This is a genomic window from Pseudoalteromonas sp. MM1 (assembly GCF_030296835.1).
Taxonomy (GTDB): domain Bacteria; phylum Pseudomonadota; class Gammaproteobacteria; order Enterobacterales; family Alteromonadaceae; genus Pseudoalteromonas.
Window position 1 is genome coordinate 51,862 of sequence record NZ_AP027922.1, and the last position, 14,302, is coordinate 66,163.

General features: G+C 39.7%; 14 protein-coding genes and 2 tRNA genes. 4 read left to right on the forward strand and 12 right to left on the reverse strand.

Features of this window, described 5'->3' with window-relative positions:
- Positions 1-49: 49 nt before the first annotated feature.
- The 3 genes from QUE46_RS00260 to QUE46_RS00270 form a co-directional block, all read right to left on the reverse strand.
- Positions 50-1,426, reverse strand: coding sequence for a lyase family protein (locus QUE46_RS00260; protein WP_286245724.1), 1,377 nt, complete (start codon positions 1,424-1,426; stop codon positions 50-52).
- Positions 1,427-1,436: 10 nt separating this feature from the next.
- The gene (locus tag QUE46_RS00265; RefSeq protein ID WP_286245725.1) at positions 1,437-1,802 is read right to left on the reverse strand and encodes a hypothetical protein; all 366 of its coding nucleotides are present in this window, start codon (positions 1,800-1,802) and stop codon (positions 1,437-1,439) included.
- A gap of 101 nt (positions 1,803-1,903) precedes the next feature.
- Positions 1,904-2,089, reverse strand: coding sequence for a hypothetical protein (locus QUE46_RS00270; RefSeq protein WP_004589148.1), 186 nt, complete (start codon positions 2,087-2,089; stop codon positions 1,904-1,906).
- A 200-nt stretch (positions 2,090-2,289) separates the two neighbouring features.
- On the opposite strand from QUE46_RS00270, the gene QUE46_RS00275 reads away from it, so the two are divergent.
- On the forward strand, positions 2,290-2,880 hold the full coding sequence (locus tag QUE46_RS00275) for a DUF938 domain-containing protein (protein WP_286245726.1): 591 nt from the start codon (positions 2,290-2,292) through the stop codon (positions 2,878-2,880).
- Here QUE46_RS00275 and QUE46_RS00280 read toward each other — a convergent pair.
- From QUE46_RS00280 to QUE46_RS00305, 6 genes are all read right to left on the reverse strand, one after another.
- Entirely contained in the window at positions 2,857-3,996 is a 1,140-nt protein-coding gene (locus QUE46_RS00280) for a GNAT family N-acetyltransferase (RefSeq protein ID WP_286245727.1), read from the reverse strand. The genes QUE46_RS00275 and QUE46_RS00280 overlap by 24 nt on opposite strands.
- Positions 3,997-4,083: 87 nt before the next feature.
- The gene (locus tag QUE46_RS00285) at positions 4,084-6,804 is read right to left on the reverse strand and encodes a CHASE domain-containing protein (RefSeq protein WP_286245728.1); all 2,721 of its coding nucleotides are present in this window, start codon (positions 6,802-6,804) and stop codon (positions 4,084-4,086) included.
- 134 nt (positions 6,805-6,938) lie between these two features.
- Positions 6,939-7,427: an RNA-binding protein gene (locus QUE46_RS00290; protein ID WP_286245729.1), complete on the reverse strand. Its 489-nt coding sequence runs from the start codon at positions 7,425-7,427 to the stop codon at positions 6,939-6,941.
- A gap of 462 nt (positions 7,428-7,889) precedes the next feature.
- Positions 7,890-7,982: transfer RNA gene (locus QUE46_RS00295), tRNA-Ser, on the reverse strand.
- 53 nt (positions 7,983-8,035) lie between these two features.
- Positions 8,036-8,126: transfer RNA gene (locus tag QUE46_RS00300), tRNA-Ser, on the reverse strand.
- 220 nt (positions 8,127-8,346) lie between these two features.
- Positions 8,347-8,487 (reverse strand): hypothetical protein, encoded by a 141-nt coding sequence (locus QUE46_RS00305; RefSeq protein WP_004589025.1) that lies wholly within the window; start codon positions 8,485-8,487, stop codon positions 8,347-8,349.
- Between the two features lie 327 nt (positions 8,488-8,814).
- Between QUE46_RS00305 and QUE46_RS00310 the strand changes: the two genes are divergently transcribed.
- Positions 8,815-9,687, forward strand: coding sequence for a diacylglycerol kinase family protein (locus tag QUE46_RS00310; RefSeq protein WP_286245730.1), 873 nt, complete (start codon positions 8,815-8,817; stop codon positions 9,685-9,687).
- A 36-nt stretch (positions 9,688-9,723) separates the two neighbouring features.
- On the opposite strand, the gene QUE46_RS00315 is transcribed toward QUE46_RS00310, so the two are convergent.
- Positions 9,724-10,653: a DMT family transporter gene (locus QUE46_RS00315; RefSeq protein WP_248444119.1), complete on the reverse strand. Its 930-nt coding sequence runs from the start codon at positions 10,651-10,653 to the stop codon at positions 9,724-9,726.
- Positions 10,654-10,759: 106 nt separating this feature from the next.
- On the opposite strand from QUE46_RS00315, the gene QUE46_RS00320 reads away from it, so the two are divergent.
- The gene (locus QUE46_RS00320; RefSeq protein ID WP_286245731.1) at positions 10,760-12,202 is read left to right on the forward strand and encodes a PLP-dependent aminotransferase family protein; all 1,443 of its coding nucleotides are present in this window, start codon (positions 10,760-10,762) and stop codon (positions 12,200-12,202) included.
- Between the two features lie 58 nt (positions 12,203-12,260).
- Here QUE46_RS00320 and QUE46_RS00325 read toward each other — a convergent pair whose 3' ends face one another.
- Entirely contained in the window at positions 12,261-13,055 is a 795-nt protein-coding gene (locus QUE46_RS00325; protein ID WP_286245732.1) for a YggN family protein, read from the reverse strand.
- A gap of 381 nt (positions 13,056-13,436) precedes the next feature.
- Here QUE46_RS00325 and QUE46_RS00330 point away from each other — a divergent pair, with 381 nt between their 5' ends.
- Positions 13,437-13,622 carry a PA3496 family putative envelope integrity protein gene (locus tag QUE46_RS00330; protein WP_004589020.1) on the forward strand — a complete coding sequence of 62 codons (186 nt, stop codon included), beginning with the start codon at positions 13,437-13,439 and terminating at the stop codon, positions 13,620-13,622.
- Positions 13,623-13,738: 116 nt separating this feature from the next.
- Here QUE46_RS00330 and QUE46_RS00335 read toward each other — a convergent pair whose 3' ends face one another.
- A complete protein-coding gene (locus tag QUE46_RS00335) occupies positions 13,739-14,224 on the reverse strand; it encodes a glutathione peroxidase (protein WP_286245733.1) in 486 nt (161 codons plus the stop codon).
- Between the last annotated feature and the right edge of the window lie 78 nt (positions 14,225-14,302).

A 14,302-nucleotide genomic window follows, 5' to 3' on the forward strand; every position in this document is an offset into this window, starting at 1 on the left:
GGCAATAAAAACTATATTATCAAGTAATTAAAGCCGTTTAGATTTACCTTTATAAACCGCCTTGGGTAAGTTTAGTGGGGTTAAGGAGTTTTTCTAATTCACTGCGTGAAAGGTCGGTTTCTTGCTCTGCTACATCAATTATTGGGCGAGCTTCTTTGTAGGCTTGCTTCGCTATTTTGGCTGCTTTTTCGTAGCCGATCACCGGATTAAGCGCAGTCACTAAAATTGGATTTTTGGCCAGTGCTTTATCAATATTGGTTTGGTTTACTTTAAAACTTGCAATGGCTTTATCTGCCAATGCTTGTGCGCTATTAGCAAGTAGCTCAATGCTTTGTAAAATATTATGTGCAATAACCGGTAGCATTACGTTTAGCTCAAAATTACCCGCTTGGCCTGCTACAGTGATGGTTGCATCGTTACCTATAACTTGAGCGCTTACCATGGCTGCCGCTTCTGGGATCACCGGGTTTACTTTGCCTGGCATAATCGATGAGCCAGGTTGCAGTGCTTCAAGCTCTATTTCACCAAGCCCAGCAAGTGGGCCTGAATTCATCCAGCGTAGGTCGTTGGCTATTTTCATTTGTGCTACAGCGAGTACTTTTAACTGGCCTGAGAGCGCTACAATGGCATCTTGTGAGCCAATGTTGTAAAAAAAGTTACTGCTTGGTTTAAAACTTATACCCACATTTGCGCTTAAGTTTTTAGCAAATTTTGAGGCAAATTCGCCATCGGCATTAATACCGGTACCAACAGCTGTCCCGCCTTGGGCAAGCTCGCACACTCGCTCTAAGCTATGGCGAATGCCAGAGGCTGCATTATTTACTTGTGACTGCCACGCGCTGAGTGTTTGCTCAAACGTAACGGGCATAGCATCCATTAAATGCGTACGTCCTGTTTTAACTATTTTGCCCACGTCTGCTTTTTTTTGCTCTAAGCTCTGCGAGAGTTTTTCAAGTGATGGCAGTAATTCATAAACTACGTTAATTGCACTACTAAGCGCTATGGCTGTCGGCACTACATCGTTAGAGCTTTGCCCCATATTTACATCATCGTTGGGGTGAATAAGCTCATTACCAATGCGAGTTGCAAGCGTTGCGATAACTTCATTGGCGTTCATGTTAGAGCTGGTGCCCGAACCTGTTTGGAAAATATCAACAGGGAAGTGCTCGTAATGCTCGCCATCAATAATTTGTTGGCATGCTTGCTCAATAGCGTTGGCTTTACTTTTACTTAAGTGATTTAGCTCAAAGTTACTTTGTGCTGCTGCTTGTTTAATGTATGCAAGGGCTGTTACAAACTGTTTTGGCATAGTTAAGCCGCTAATAGCAAAGTTGTTAACTGCACGCTGGGTTTGCGCTTGGTATAGCGCATCACTAGGGACCTGTAATTCACCCATACTGTCCGATTCGGTTCTAAAATTGCTCATAAGTCGCTCCTTAAAAAGGGTTAAATTCGTGACTGAGTACGCGAGCTTCGCGCTCAAGTTTTAAAAATTTTTCAGTATCGTTATGTGCATAGTAAAAGCGTTTTAATGCCAATAAGGGTTTATATAATTGCTCAAGGCATTGCTTACGAATGGCATTGTGTATTAGAGGGTCGCACATTCTATTGATAATTTCATGGTAAGTGCGTAATAAATATAACTCTTGTAGTAAGGGGTTACGCTGTTTTTCAAAGCTTTTAGCAACGTTTAAAGCGGTTTCTATGTAGTGGGCTACCACCATAGGTGCGTGTAAGCCTGGACGTAAGCAGTTACAAGCAAGTTCATGATGATAAGGCTGTAATGCCTGAAAGGGAGACATAAAAAAACCGATTCAAGTTAACGATAATAGTTATCATTACATTTAATCGGTTTCAGTGTAAACAGTTATTATAAAAATTATTTGCAGCGTTTAATTGAGTATCAATTATAGCCAAGAATGAATATTTGGTCTGTTTCATGTTTTTTTAGCGCCTGTTGATTTTGGTTACAGTGAGAAAGTAAGTCGATTACAGTGGCTCTACTATCACAAGTGCTACTTGGCTTTTCGGTGCTTTTTTCTGTCACTGAGACAACGGCGTCTACAGCGGTGTAAGGGGGAGTATGCATAATTTTATCCTCGTATTTAATATTGGTAATACACCCTACTTAGGGTTGAATAAGTTAAAGCATAATACATACCATCGTATTAATTTTGTTATAGTGCTATGAATTAACTTACTTTTATAAATTATCTATAAAACTTTAATTGTTTAGTGTCATTTTTTTGCGTTAATGTTGTGCAATAAGTTTCACTATTGGTGCAAATTATGAATAAACCTTTCTCACAAGCGTGTGAAAACAATAAGGGCCCTATTTTAGAGGTGCTTAAAACGGCTTTTAATAAAACAAAAACGGTACTTGAAGTAGGCTCAGGTACGGGGCAGCACAGCGTATATTTTGCTGAGAAATTACCGCATTTACAGTGGTATACAAGTGATCGCCGTATAAACCATGAGGGCATAAATTTATGGCATAAAGAGGCAAATTTAACTAATTTGCACGCCCCTCTTGAGCTTGATTTAAATTATGCATGGCCGGTAAATAATGTGGATGCCATTTACACAGCAAATACATTTCATATTGTAAGTTGGCAGTTGGTTGAGCAATTTTTTAAAGGGGTTGCAACGCACTTAGCAAACAAAGGTGTAGTGTGTATTTATGGCCCTTTCAAATATCAAGGGCAGTTTACAAGTACAAGTAATAAAGAGTTCGATCGCTTTTTAACGCAGCGTGATTCACTTAGCGGTATTCGCGATTTTGAGGCCATAGAGCAATTAGCAAAGCACGCTGGGCTTAAGCTCATCAGTGATACAGCCATGCCAGCTAACAATCAGTTATTGGTTTTTAAACGGCAGTAAATCAGCGCACTGCGCTTTATAAATTGCCATATGTTGTTGTTCTCTGTTTAGGTAGTCGTTTATTGCTGCTCTAAAGTCGGGTTCAACAATATAGTGGCATGAGTAGGTAAAAACAGGCTCAAACCCACGAGGTATTTTATGCTCGCCTTGGGCGCCTGAGTGAAAGCAATGTAAGTTATGCTTAATCGCAAATTCAATCCCTTGGTAGTAACACAGCTCAAAATGAAGGGAATCTATTTCTTCGCTGGCGCCCCAATAGCGGCCATACAAGGTGTTCTCACCTTGTAAGCTTAGCGTTGCCGCCACTATTTTGTTGTCTTTTTTGGCAAGCATAATAATTAGCTGATCGCCCATTAACGCCTGTAATAAAGCAAAAAACTCAATATTTAAGTACCCTAAATGCCCTGAGCGTTTTAAATAAGTACGCTGATAAAACTCACAAAATAGCTGCATTGTTTCAGGACTTAGGTGCGAGCCTTGTAGCCATTCAATGGTAATATTTTGCTGGGCTATTTTAGCACGCTCTTTTTTTAGCGTTTTTCGTTTGCGTGCGGTGAGTGTATTCAAAAAATCGTCAAAGGTTTTAAAGTCCTTATTAAACCACTGAAACTGAACGCCTACGTGCTGCATTATATCGTCAGTACACAGTGCTTGAGCCTGCATCTTTGGACAAAAGTTAACATGCCAGCCAGACCATCCTTGCTCCACACTCGTTAAGTTTAATTGCCTTTTTATGTACTCGTATACGCTTTGTGTATCCTTATGTGCAATGGCAATGCGCTGACCTTCAATGGGGCTAAAAGGTACACCACATAGCCATTTAGGGTAATAGGCTAACCCGTGTTGTTCAAAGGCTTCTGCCCATGCCCAATCAAATACATATTCTCCGTAAGAGTGGCTTTTTAAATACCCAGGTGCCAGTGCGACTAATTCGCCACCTTCATAAACCGCTAAGTGCTTAGGCTGCCACCCAGTCTCGTTGTTTACACAGTGGCTGTGTTCTAATGCATATAAAAATGCATGGCGGGTAAAGGGTTCATTACCAAATAAACGCGTCCATTCGTGTACGTCTATTTGGTTAATATCACTAAACCATTGGTGGGTAAAAGTTGCCATTACTGCTTACCTTGGGCTGTATTATAGTGGGTGGTGACGTTTTAAACTAAAGTTAACACAAGCGCATTTATTTAATGCATTGTTGTTCTAATGCTCTTCAGTTTCAGCGTATTGCACTAAGCACGCGGTTAGCCTAACTAGATCTAGCGGTTTTGCAAGATGCTGATTAAAGCCAACAGCTAGAGCGTGGGCTTTATCCTCAGGCATAACATCGGCGGTCAGCGCAATAATAGGCAGCTCTTGCTCACTTTTAAATTGCCTAATGAGTGCTGTGGCTCTGTAACCATCCATTACAGGCATTTGGCAGTCCATTAAAATTAAGTCAAAGTGTTGCTCTTTTACTATATCTACTGCCGCTTCGCCATTTTCTACCATATGCGCAACAATACCCAATGAGCCTAGCATGGCTTTAATAACCATTTGATTTACAGAGTTGTCTTCTGCTACTAGCACTTTTAAGGCTGCCAATTTAATGCCCGAGTATACGAGCTCGGCTGGTTCTTGTACTGGGCTGGTGCGAAGCTCAACGTCAAATTTAAACGTAGAACCTACGTTTGGCTCACTTTGTAATGTGACGTTACCGCCCATTAACTTACTGAGCTCTTTGACCACAGTAAGGCCCAGACCTGTCCCTCCATATCGCCTTGATGTTGAGTCGTCGGCTTGGGTAAAGGCGCTAAATAGCTTAGACTGCTGAGTAGGTTTTATACCGATACCTGTATCTGTAACGGTTACGGTTATTTTTACCCTGTCTGTACTAATAAACTCTCCGGCAAAGTCTATATCAACTTTCCCTTGCTCCGTAAATTTTATAGCGTTACTGCAAAGGTTTAGAACAATTTGTTCAAAGCGTAAAGGGTCGCCTATATACCAAGTATCTACCGGAAGATGGCTTGTAACTTGCCAGCCAATGCCTTTGTTGGCTGCACTTGCCTCAAACATTGTGTTAATGCGCTTTATAATTGTGCCTAGGTCGAACGCTGTGCTTTCGAGTTTGAGCTTATGAGATTCAATTTTCGAAATATCGAGTATATCGTTAATCAGATTTAGTAAGCTTTTAGACGAAGAATTTATTTTGTCTAAGTAACCAATAAGAGTCTGCGTGTTATCTTCTTTACGCGCTAGTGATGAAAAGCCAATAACTGCATTTAATGGCGTACGTATTTCATGGCTCATATTAGCTAAAAATCGACTTTTAGCTTGATTGGCTAAATCTGATTGCTTTTTTGCTTGCGCAAGGGAGTGAGTACGCTCTGCGACTTTGCGGGTAAGGGCGATCTGCTGCTGATTAAAAAGCAGTAAAACAATTAAAATTAACGCACTAACAACTAACTGCAAGGCCATTAAAAACAGTGTCAATTGGTTATTATGTGGGGCAAGGTATTTTTCTTTTAGGGCTAAATGTGCATTCCAGGTTTGTCCTCCAAAGTTAAGCTTTAGTTTCATAATGCGGCTACCCTGAGCAATATTTAAGTTTTTACCATAATTACTATAAAAGGCAGGTTTATTTACCTCCTCATAGAGCGCAATAGAAAACATTTCCGATTGTTGCTCGTTAATTGCTTGCTCAATAATATTACTTACTAAAAACACACCTGTTGCGTACCCCTTTATAATCGCTTTTTGCTGTTGTTGTTCGTACACAGGTGCAAATAATAAGTAGGCAGGCTCAGGCTCAGATGTTTGCACTAACTGGATAATTTTAGTACTGACTGGCTGATATCTAATTGCAGGGTTAACTAGTGATGCTTTTCGATCTGGATTTGAATACACATTAAAACCAACCGCCTTTTGGTTACCATTAAAAGGGGCAATATATTTAACGATAACCATAGGATCGTCAGGTTCAAGTGGCTCCCCTACAATTTCAAAGTCTAGGTGATATATATCAGCAACTTCTTGAGTAAACGAAGCTCGCTCACTTTGGGCTATTTTTTGATTCCACGAAAGCGCTTTAATAAACGAATGCTGTGCCAATAGCTCGCTGGCATAGGTATAAAAATCTTGTTGGTTTAAATCTGGATTAGATTGCACTTGGCTGGCTAAGCTTTGCACCGCTATTAAACTTTGGTTGATATAGCGATATAAGCTGTTTTCAATAACCTTAATTTCTCGTTCGGCTACTTTAATGGTATTTTGTCTGTTTTCTTGGTTATAAAGCTGAGTTGTTACAGCAACAGATACAAATAAAATACTACACACCGCTAACGTAGGCAGCGGCGAGACAGGCCTATTTTGCCCTTTAAATTGAGTAAGCACCAACAGTAGAGGCGTAGCAATAATAACGCCTAATGAGTCTCCTAACCACCAAAATAAAACATTTTGCCAATGATCTTTAATATCGTACGCGGGGTTAAATTGGCTCAGCGCGAAGACCCCAAAATTTGCTGAAATTAAACTAACAGCAATGCCGACAATAAAAATAAAATAAATGATACTTGCACGTTTCTTAAAATACAGCGGGTGCCCTAACCAATACTTGAGTAGGGCTGCGCCTACCATTGCCTGCAACACAATGCCAATAGCAATACACATTGCTTGGCTAAAAGTGTTGCCCACCAACACCATATCGTGAGCTGTACTGTCAAAAATATTAAAGTTAAAAGCAAAGGCCGCTACAAAGAGCGCTGGAGTGAAGCGCCACCACCACATATAGCATCCGACTAAGGCAATGCCTGCGGGCAACCATACCGGGATAATTTGCGTATTAAAGGCGAGTTTAGTGAGTGAAATACCAATTAAAAAGTACGCTAATGAAAAAATTATGTAAAAGATAACTGAATGATATTTTGAGTTAAAATTTTTCACATAGCTCCCTGACTTTTTAAAAGTACTTAATTTTAAATATGAGTATAGCGAACAGTATGTTATTTGCGGTATTTTTTAATATATGTTGTAAAAAAGTGCACTATTGCACAGTGTGCAAATTGCTTATTTGGCAGTTAAGGTTGTGTGCTTAGCTGCTGTTTTTTTTGCTGCAAAATAGAAATTTGTTGCTCTACAGCGCTAATTAATGCGTTATAGCGGTTTTGAATCGCCGTAGTTTTAGTGGCTATCGCATCGGCTATTGATTCGGCGCCCATTCTATTAGCTTGATCTTGAGTAACATAGCTGGCTTGTTGTTTGGCGTCGGCTAAGTCTTCTTTATAATTTTTGATAGTAAGCTGGTGGCGTTTAATTTCACGGTCAATTTTTTTAATCTCAATGTAGTTATCTACAGAGGCTCCAGGCATTGCAGGTGAGTTGGCATTATTGCCGTACTTATCGGCAACTAGTGGCTGCTTTAGCTTAATTACTTCTGCATTGTCAGCACAGGGCGTTTGGCTAAATGTAGCGACTCCTTTAATTGTGCATTTATAAACCGTAATGTCTTGGGCTGCGTGTGTACTTAAAGCCACAAGGCCTATTAAAGGTGTAATTAAACGAAACATAATTAAACTTACGTTATTGGAGTTGCTATTAATAATGCCGTAACTACCTAGTGTATTCAACGTGTTTTGATTCCCACACTTTTAATAAGAAATGGTGGAGAAGGAGGGATTAGCTTAATTATATCCATGTAATTAATTGCTTCGCAACGCCTACGGCGGCTTAAAGTGTTCCAGACATTTTATCGAACCCTAGCAAGGGTTCTCACTCTCCTTGGATACATTGGCTGTTAAATTTTAGGCACAGAAAAACCGCAACTAAGCGGTTTTTAATAAGAAATGGTGGAGAAGCAGGGATTAGCTTAATTACATCCATGTAATTAATTGCTTCGCAACGCCTACGGCGGCTTAAAGTGTTCCAGACATTTTATCGAACCCTAGCAAGGGTTCTCACCCTCCTTGGATACATTGGCTGTTAAATTTTAGGCACAAAAAAACCGCAACTAAGCGGTTCTTAATAAGAAATGGTGGAGAAGGAGGGATTCGAACCCTCGATAGAGCTACAAACTCTATACTCCCTTAGCAGGGGAGCTCCTTCGGCCACTCGGACACCTCTCCAACGCATAACAGATTGTATTAACGGTAGTTTATTCATACCATTAATTAAATAGTGGTGGAGAGATAGGGATTTGAACCCTAGATAGGCTACAAACCTATGCCGGTTTTCAAGACCGGTGCATTCGACCACTCTGCCATCTCTCCGTGACGCAGAATAATACTTAGGTGATACCCTTGTGTAAATAGCAAATATACTGTTTGCTTAAAAAGTAGGCGTAATTGCAGCTTTTTTTGTAAATTGAGGGAAATTAGAAGGATTTAAACTAAAAATTAAAGGGTGGCAGTAAACTAAGGGAGCTAAAGAAGCGCTTTCAATAGTGGTTAGTTGTTAACTGCCCCTGCTTAATAATCATAACAAAGTTGATTATTTGTATTGCGCGGCGCTGTTTAATGCTAATTTTTTGCCCATACGGTTTAATTTAGCAAGCATTTTAGCTTTACGGTTAGTTGGTTTTACGCCAACGTGGGCTGCAGCATTTTGGTTTAAGGTGTTTATTGGGTTCATGTCTTTGCTCCAAGGTGTATGTGTTTAAATCGCGAGCATTTTGACTCTTTTTTGTTTAAAAATACAACAATATAAACTAAGGCTTAGCTATTAGTTATTTTTATCTGAATTTTCATTGTTTTGTTTTTGTTTAAAACTGCTAAGTGCCCATTTTGCATAGTTATTTAACTTAGGGGACCTATTTTTAACTTGTTTTATAAGCACTTTTTGTATTCGTTAATGTTTTTAGTAAATTTTTACGCACTTTTATGATTAATTATTCAGATAAATTAATTTTAACTTAATTCTTATTTATGCTGGTGTACTGGCTAATAGGAGATAAATTACTTGCAGTTGTTAATAATAGTTAAGCCGAGCGTAAAAAATGTGGTGTCAGAACACCTCGATTGGCTTAAAAAAACATGCCAGAAGAAAAATATTCTCTATATTACGGTTAAAACGACAGGTAATTTTGAGTACGACTTAGCAAACGTTAAATTGAATGCACAAAAAAGCCAAATAGCAGTGGCTATTGGTGGCGATGGCACGCTTAATTTGGCACTTAATGGCGTGATTAATAGTGCATGTAGTTTGGCAATATTACCTTGTGGTACGGGCAATGATTTTGCGCGTCGCTTTCATTGCTCAGCTAAACAATGGCAAAACGCTATTTTTAATGCCCCCACACACTTAATTGATGTAGGTAAAATTAATACTCGTTACTTTATTAATGTGGCTGGTGTTGGTTTTGATGCTCATGTAATTAAGCAGTTGGGTCATTTACAAAGCATGTCAGCTTGGCGCTATAAGTGGACGAGTTTTAAATCGCTCTTTACTTACAAAGCAAGCACACTAAATGGAGTATTTTTAAATAAGCAATGTAGCTATCAAAATTTAATAACTGTATTTGCGAACTCTCAGTATTTTGGCGGTGGTATAAAAATAGCACCTAAGGCTAAAATTGATGATGGGCTGCTTGATTGCTACCAAATGCAAGCGAGTAGTATTGTTGATCATTTATATAGCTTTATTAAATTAATTTTTAAGCGCCACCATACTTTAAAAAAGCTTACCTATAGCCAGCTCAAACAGGCGCATATTAACACTAAAAATTTATTAATTGAGGCCGATGGCGAGCTAGTCGGTGTCACGCCTGCGGTTATTGCTATTCATGAGCAGGCTATTAATTTCCATATACCAATAAAAAAGCGCCTACAGTAGGGTAGGCGCTTTTGTGTTAGTGCGTTAAAAACGCCTCTAACTGGGGACGGAGCCATTTTTAGCAACGCTGCGGCTTGCTAAAAAGGCGTTAATTCTTTTTGTGGGGGTAAGTACAATTGCATTACCCAGTAGTACTAAACTAAAGCCGGCAAAGGTGTTTGCATGCCATTCAAAGCCTTCAAAAAAGCTGCTTAATGCAACGGCCACTAACGGAAACAGCACTATGGCGTAGCTTGCTTTTTCGGGGCCAATGTTTTTTAACAAGGCAAAATAGCAGCCAAACGCAATCACAGTGCCAAAAACCGATAAATACAATAGCGACAGCCAATAGCTGGTAGGGGCACTAAAACTGACCGTTATACCATTTATTAATACATAAACGGCTAAACCTACTGCGCTATATAACATGCCCCATGCGTTACCCTGCAGCACACCTATTTGACGATTAGAATTACGTACACTAATCATATTGCCCAATGAAGCCACAAAGGTACCCCCAAGGGCAAGTAGTAACCCGACCAACGCCCCATTACTCAAGTCGAATTGCTGTAAATGCGGCCAAAACAGACAAATAATACCCACCACGCCGATTAACGCGCCGCAGTAAATACGTTTGGCAATGGGCTTTGCAAAAAATAAACGGGTGTTGACTATGTTCATTATTAGCAACATTGAAAATGCAATAGAGGCCATTGCCGATGAAAGGTAGTTTTGTGCCCAATACAAAAGCAAATAATTTAAGCCAAAGTTAGAAATGGCCAATAAAGCAAAAAAGCCATGATCGACTAACGAAAATCGCATATTAGGCTTTTTGTAGGCCACAAATAGCCACATACATGCAGCTGCTATGGCAAAGCGATAAAACAAAGAAAGCTCCACAGCAATATCGCCTAGCTGAAACGAAATCGCGAGCCACGTAGAGCCCCAAATTAACACTGTTGTGAGATATAGCGCTGCGCTTTTCATGGCAAACCTCTAAAAAAACCGATTGAGTGGTTATTTTAGAGTCTATCTGTATACTTACCATATACAGAAAAGTATAAATGTAACCTATACAGATTTGAGGCGAGATATGCAGCCAGCTGCCAATAAGCAAAAAGCCGAGTTTTTATACCAACAAGTTATTGAGCTAATTAAAGACATGCAAGCGCAAAAGGTATTACTACCAGGGGAAAAGCTTCCTTCGCTTCGTAAAATGGCCAGTAATTTAAATATTAGCATTCCGACGGTTAAGCAAGCGTATCAAGCGTTAGAAGATCAAGGGGTAGTAGAGGCACGTGAAAAATCGGGCTACTTTTTAACGGTGCTTAATACGGTTTACAGTTTGCCAAAGCGTGTAAAACTAAGCCGCGAGCCTGTCACTGTAAATAAACAAGCATTAATAGAGCAGGTATACAGCGCTATTCATCAACCTAATGTAATTGCCTTTGGTATTGCCAATCCCGTTGCTGCCGCGCCTACCGATAAAGCTTTAGCACGTACTATGCGCCGGGTTATGACAATTGCTGGGGCGAGTGTTATTAATTATGGTCCTATTGATGGTTTTGCTGCGCTTAAAAAGCAATTAGTGCATAGATACTTAGGCTTTGGTATTGGTGTAAATATAGATGAACTGGTGATCACCAATGGCGCGCAAGAGGCGCTGGCTATCGCACTTAAGTGTGTTACTAAGCCCGGCGATGTGGTTGCAATTGAAACCCCCTGTTATCACGGCATTATTGAACTAATAGAGAGCTTAGGATTAAAGGCGCTTGAAATTCCGCTATGCCCCGACAATGGTATTTGGCTTAACGACTTAGCTCAAGCGCTTGAACAACATGATATAAAAGCATGCTTGTTTTCGACCGCCATAAATAACCCGGTTGGCAGCTTTATGAGCGATGAAAGCCGTAAGCAAATGGTGGACTTAATAGAGTCACATAATGTTGTTCTTATAGAAGATGATGTGTACGGTGATCTGCACTTTACTGCCAAGCGTGGCACGCCCGCTTTAGCGTATTCAAAAAAGGGGCTTGTGATCAGCTGCGCCTCGTTTTCAAAAACGGCTGCGCCAAGTTATCGAGTTGGTTGGTTAATAGCTGGCAAGTTTGCTGGACAAGCGCGCCGGCATAAGCGTGCATTAAGTTGCTCTGCCTCACTTATAAATCAGTGGACGCTTTCTGAGTTTATAGCCAGTGGTGAGTATGACCGTAATTTAAAAGTACTTAGGCAACGCTTACGTAATAACAAAGAGCGCATGCGGTGGTGCTTATTAAACGCGATGCCTAAAAATACACGTATTAGTGACCCTAAAGGTGGGTGTGTTATTTGGCTTGATTTAGGCCAAGGGGTAGACAGTCAAAAGTTATTTTTACTGGCGTTAGAAGCTGGTATTAGCATAACCCCCGGACTTATTTTTTCAGCAAGTAATAAGTATAAAAGCTGTATTAGGCTAAGTTACGGGGTGCAGTGGAGCGAAAAAATAGAGCAGGCTATTACCACGTTAGGTGCGCTGGCTCACACGCTAAAAGAATAAAAAAGCAGCACCTAATATACAAGTGCTGCTAAAGGGATGTTAAATACGGTGCGGTGTATTAATTTTGTTTTATGGTAAATAACTCGTAGCCTTTTAGCTGGGGTAACTGCGCTACTAATTGCTCTTCTTGCTGTGCTATGTTGGCAAAGCTGTCGCATAAAAAGTTGGCACGCTTTTCAAGCGCACTTGCATGCAGCTCTACTTTTTCTTCTATTTGCGCGCCCATATTTTCCATGCGTTGCTCAAATGCATCCATATCACCACCTGAACCAAGCAGCTCAGAGCCTAAAGCAACTAAAATACTGCCCATTGATTGCATAACGGCAGATTCAACCACGGTTTCTATTTGCTCCTCAAATTGGTGCTCAAAGTTTTCACCAAACTGATTAAAGCTTTGCTGGCCCATTACAAACGTACCTTGTTGATAAAATGTGTTTTCTACTTCAAATCTTATATCGTCCATGAGACCAGATAAGTCATCAAGGCCATCAATATTAAATGCGTTGGCTACTTCCTCTAATGCTACACCAGCTATTTTCACTCCTTCTAGGGCAATATTCGCGACCTCAGGCAGCTGTGTACGTAAGTTGTCTGAATATTGGGTAAGCGCTTGGCGTTGTTCGCTATTAATGGATACTTGCTCGCCATTTATAGTTAAGTTGCCATTGCTGTTAAAGCGCATGAATTGATTAGATGCAGTAAAAATTTCTAATTCGCTAGGTTTAATGCGTACATCGTTTTTAAACTCTACATTGCACTGCTCGTTGCTAAACGAAATGCCAGCATTGTTATCGCTATGTGCCATTGCTGCAGGTGTACAAATTAAAGCGCTTACTAATAGTAAATTTTTCATGTTTATTCTCTAATAATTGTTGATGACAGTTAGGTATTAACAAGTTTGGTGCCATTTTTTATTAGTGTTATAAAACAAATGCTTATGTATTTCCGTGTAATGTAACTAGTTTGTGGATTTAATAAATAAACTACTTTTTAGTCAAAAACACTAAAAATAAATAAATGATAAATTTTATTTGTCGAAACGATAAAAAACTCTCACTTCCCACTTTCTTAATTTAGCGCTATTTATTCACAATATTGACATGAAGACTATTTACATTAGTCACGTGGCTTTATTTTGGCGCTAATTTGTACGTATTTTAGCGTTAAACATTTTTAATCTGCCAATCACAGGACACAAGCCTGAGTTGGTCTCAAACACTTTATGGAGTGGGTTGTGGGTAAGACATTTAGTTACGATGCGCTAGATGATGATTTTGTTGAAGACGAGTACGAAATGGTCGGGCGTAATCAACATGACAAGAAAAAGCAAAAGGTAAAAAAGAAGCTGGAAGATTACCTTGAGCAAAAACGTTTGCGTAAAAATCTAGGTGAAGACGACTTAAACGATTACATAGACTAAATTGTGCTAGTTAAAATAATGCGCCTGTTTTAGGGTTTGAATGTGCGTATACGCATGTTTGAAGGCTAAATATTGGCAATAAAGAGGCTTTATGCCTCTTTATTACTTTTATGTACTTACTTTTTAGCGAGTGCTTGTTGAATGGTGGCTTCTAGTTTTTCTGGTTTTGTAAAAGGTGCATAACGTTTAATAGGCGTACCGTCGGGTGCGATTAAAAACTTGGTAAAGTTCCACTTTATTTTTCGTGTTAAAAAGCCGGGTAAGGCCGATTTTAAATACCTAAATACAGGGTGGGCGTGACGACCGTTTACATTAACCTTAGCGGCCATTAAAAAGCTTACCCCATAATTTATTAAACAGCCTTGCTGTATTTGCGCAGCATCACCAGGTTCCTGTTGGCCAAATTGGTTACATGGAAAACCAATAATAACCAACCCGCTTTTTTCGTACTGACTATGAAGAGTTTGTAGCGACTCGTATTGCTTTGTAAAACCACATTCACTTGCGGTATTAACAATAAGCACAACCTTGCCTTCAAAGTCGCTAAAGTTAATCATTTTTCCGTCTAACGCAGTAGCCGTTAATTGATGAAATTCATGCATGATGGGTGCTTTTTTATTGTTGTTAGCTACATTCTACCCGCTACAGCGTGTTACTAAAAGTATAAAGTTTAGGCATTG

What these genes read in the sequence shown, in the direction of transcription:
- QUE46_RS00260 (WP_286245724.1), bottom strand. Translation starts at nt 1,426, where the DNA reads ATGAGCAATTTTAGAACCGAATCGGACAGTATGGGTGAATTACAGGTC.
- QUE46_RS00265 (WP_286245725.1), bottom strand. Translation starts at nt 1,802, where the DNA reads ATGTCTCCCTTTCAGGCATTACAGCCTTATCATCATGAACTTGCTTGT.
- QUE46_RS00270 (WP_004589148.1), bottom strand. Translation starts at nt 2,089, where the DNA reads ATGCATACTCCCCCTTACACCGCTGTAGACGCCGTTGTCTCAGTGACA.
- QUE46_RS00275 (WP_286245726.1), top strand. Translation starts at nt 2,290, where the DNA reads ATGAATAAACCTTTCTCACAAGCGTGTGAAAACAATAAGGGCCCTATT.
- QUE46_RS00280 (WP_286245727.1), bottom strand. Translation starts at nt 3,996, where the DNA reads ATGGCAACTTTTACCCACCAATGGTTTAGTGATATTAACCAAATAGAC.
- QUE46_RS00290 (WP_286245729.1), bottom strand. Translation starts at nt 7,427, where the DNA reads ATGTTTCGTTTAATTACACCTTTAATAGGCCTTGTGGCTTTAAGTACA.
- QUE46_RS00305 (WP_004589025.1), bottom strand. Translation starts at nt 8,487, where the DNA reads ATGAACCCAATAAACACCTTAAACCAAAATGCTGCAGCCCACGTTGGC.
- QUE46_RS00315 (WP_248444119.1), bottom strand. Translation starts at nt 10,653, where the DNA reads ATGAAAAGCGCAGCGCTATATCTCACAACAGTGTTAATTTGGGGCTCT.
- QUE46_RS00320 (WP_286245731.1), top strand. Translation starts at nt 10,760, where the DNA reads ATGCAGCCAGCTGCCAATAAGCAAAAAGCCGAGTTTTTATACCAACAA.
- QUE46_RS00325 (WP_286245732.1), bottom strand. Translation starts at nt 13,055, where the DNA reads ATGAAAAATTTACTATTAGTAAGCGCTTTAATTTGTACACCTGCAGCA.
- QUE46_RS00335 (WP_286245733.1), bottom strand. Translation starts at nt 14,224, where the DNA reads ATGCATGAATTTCATCAATTAACGGCTACTGCGTTAGACGGAAAAATG.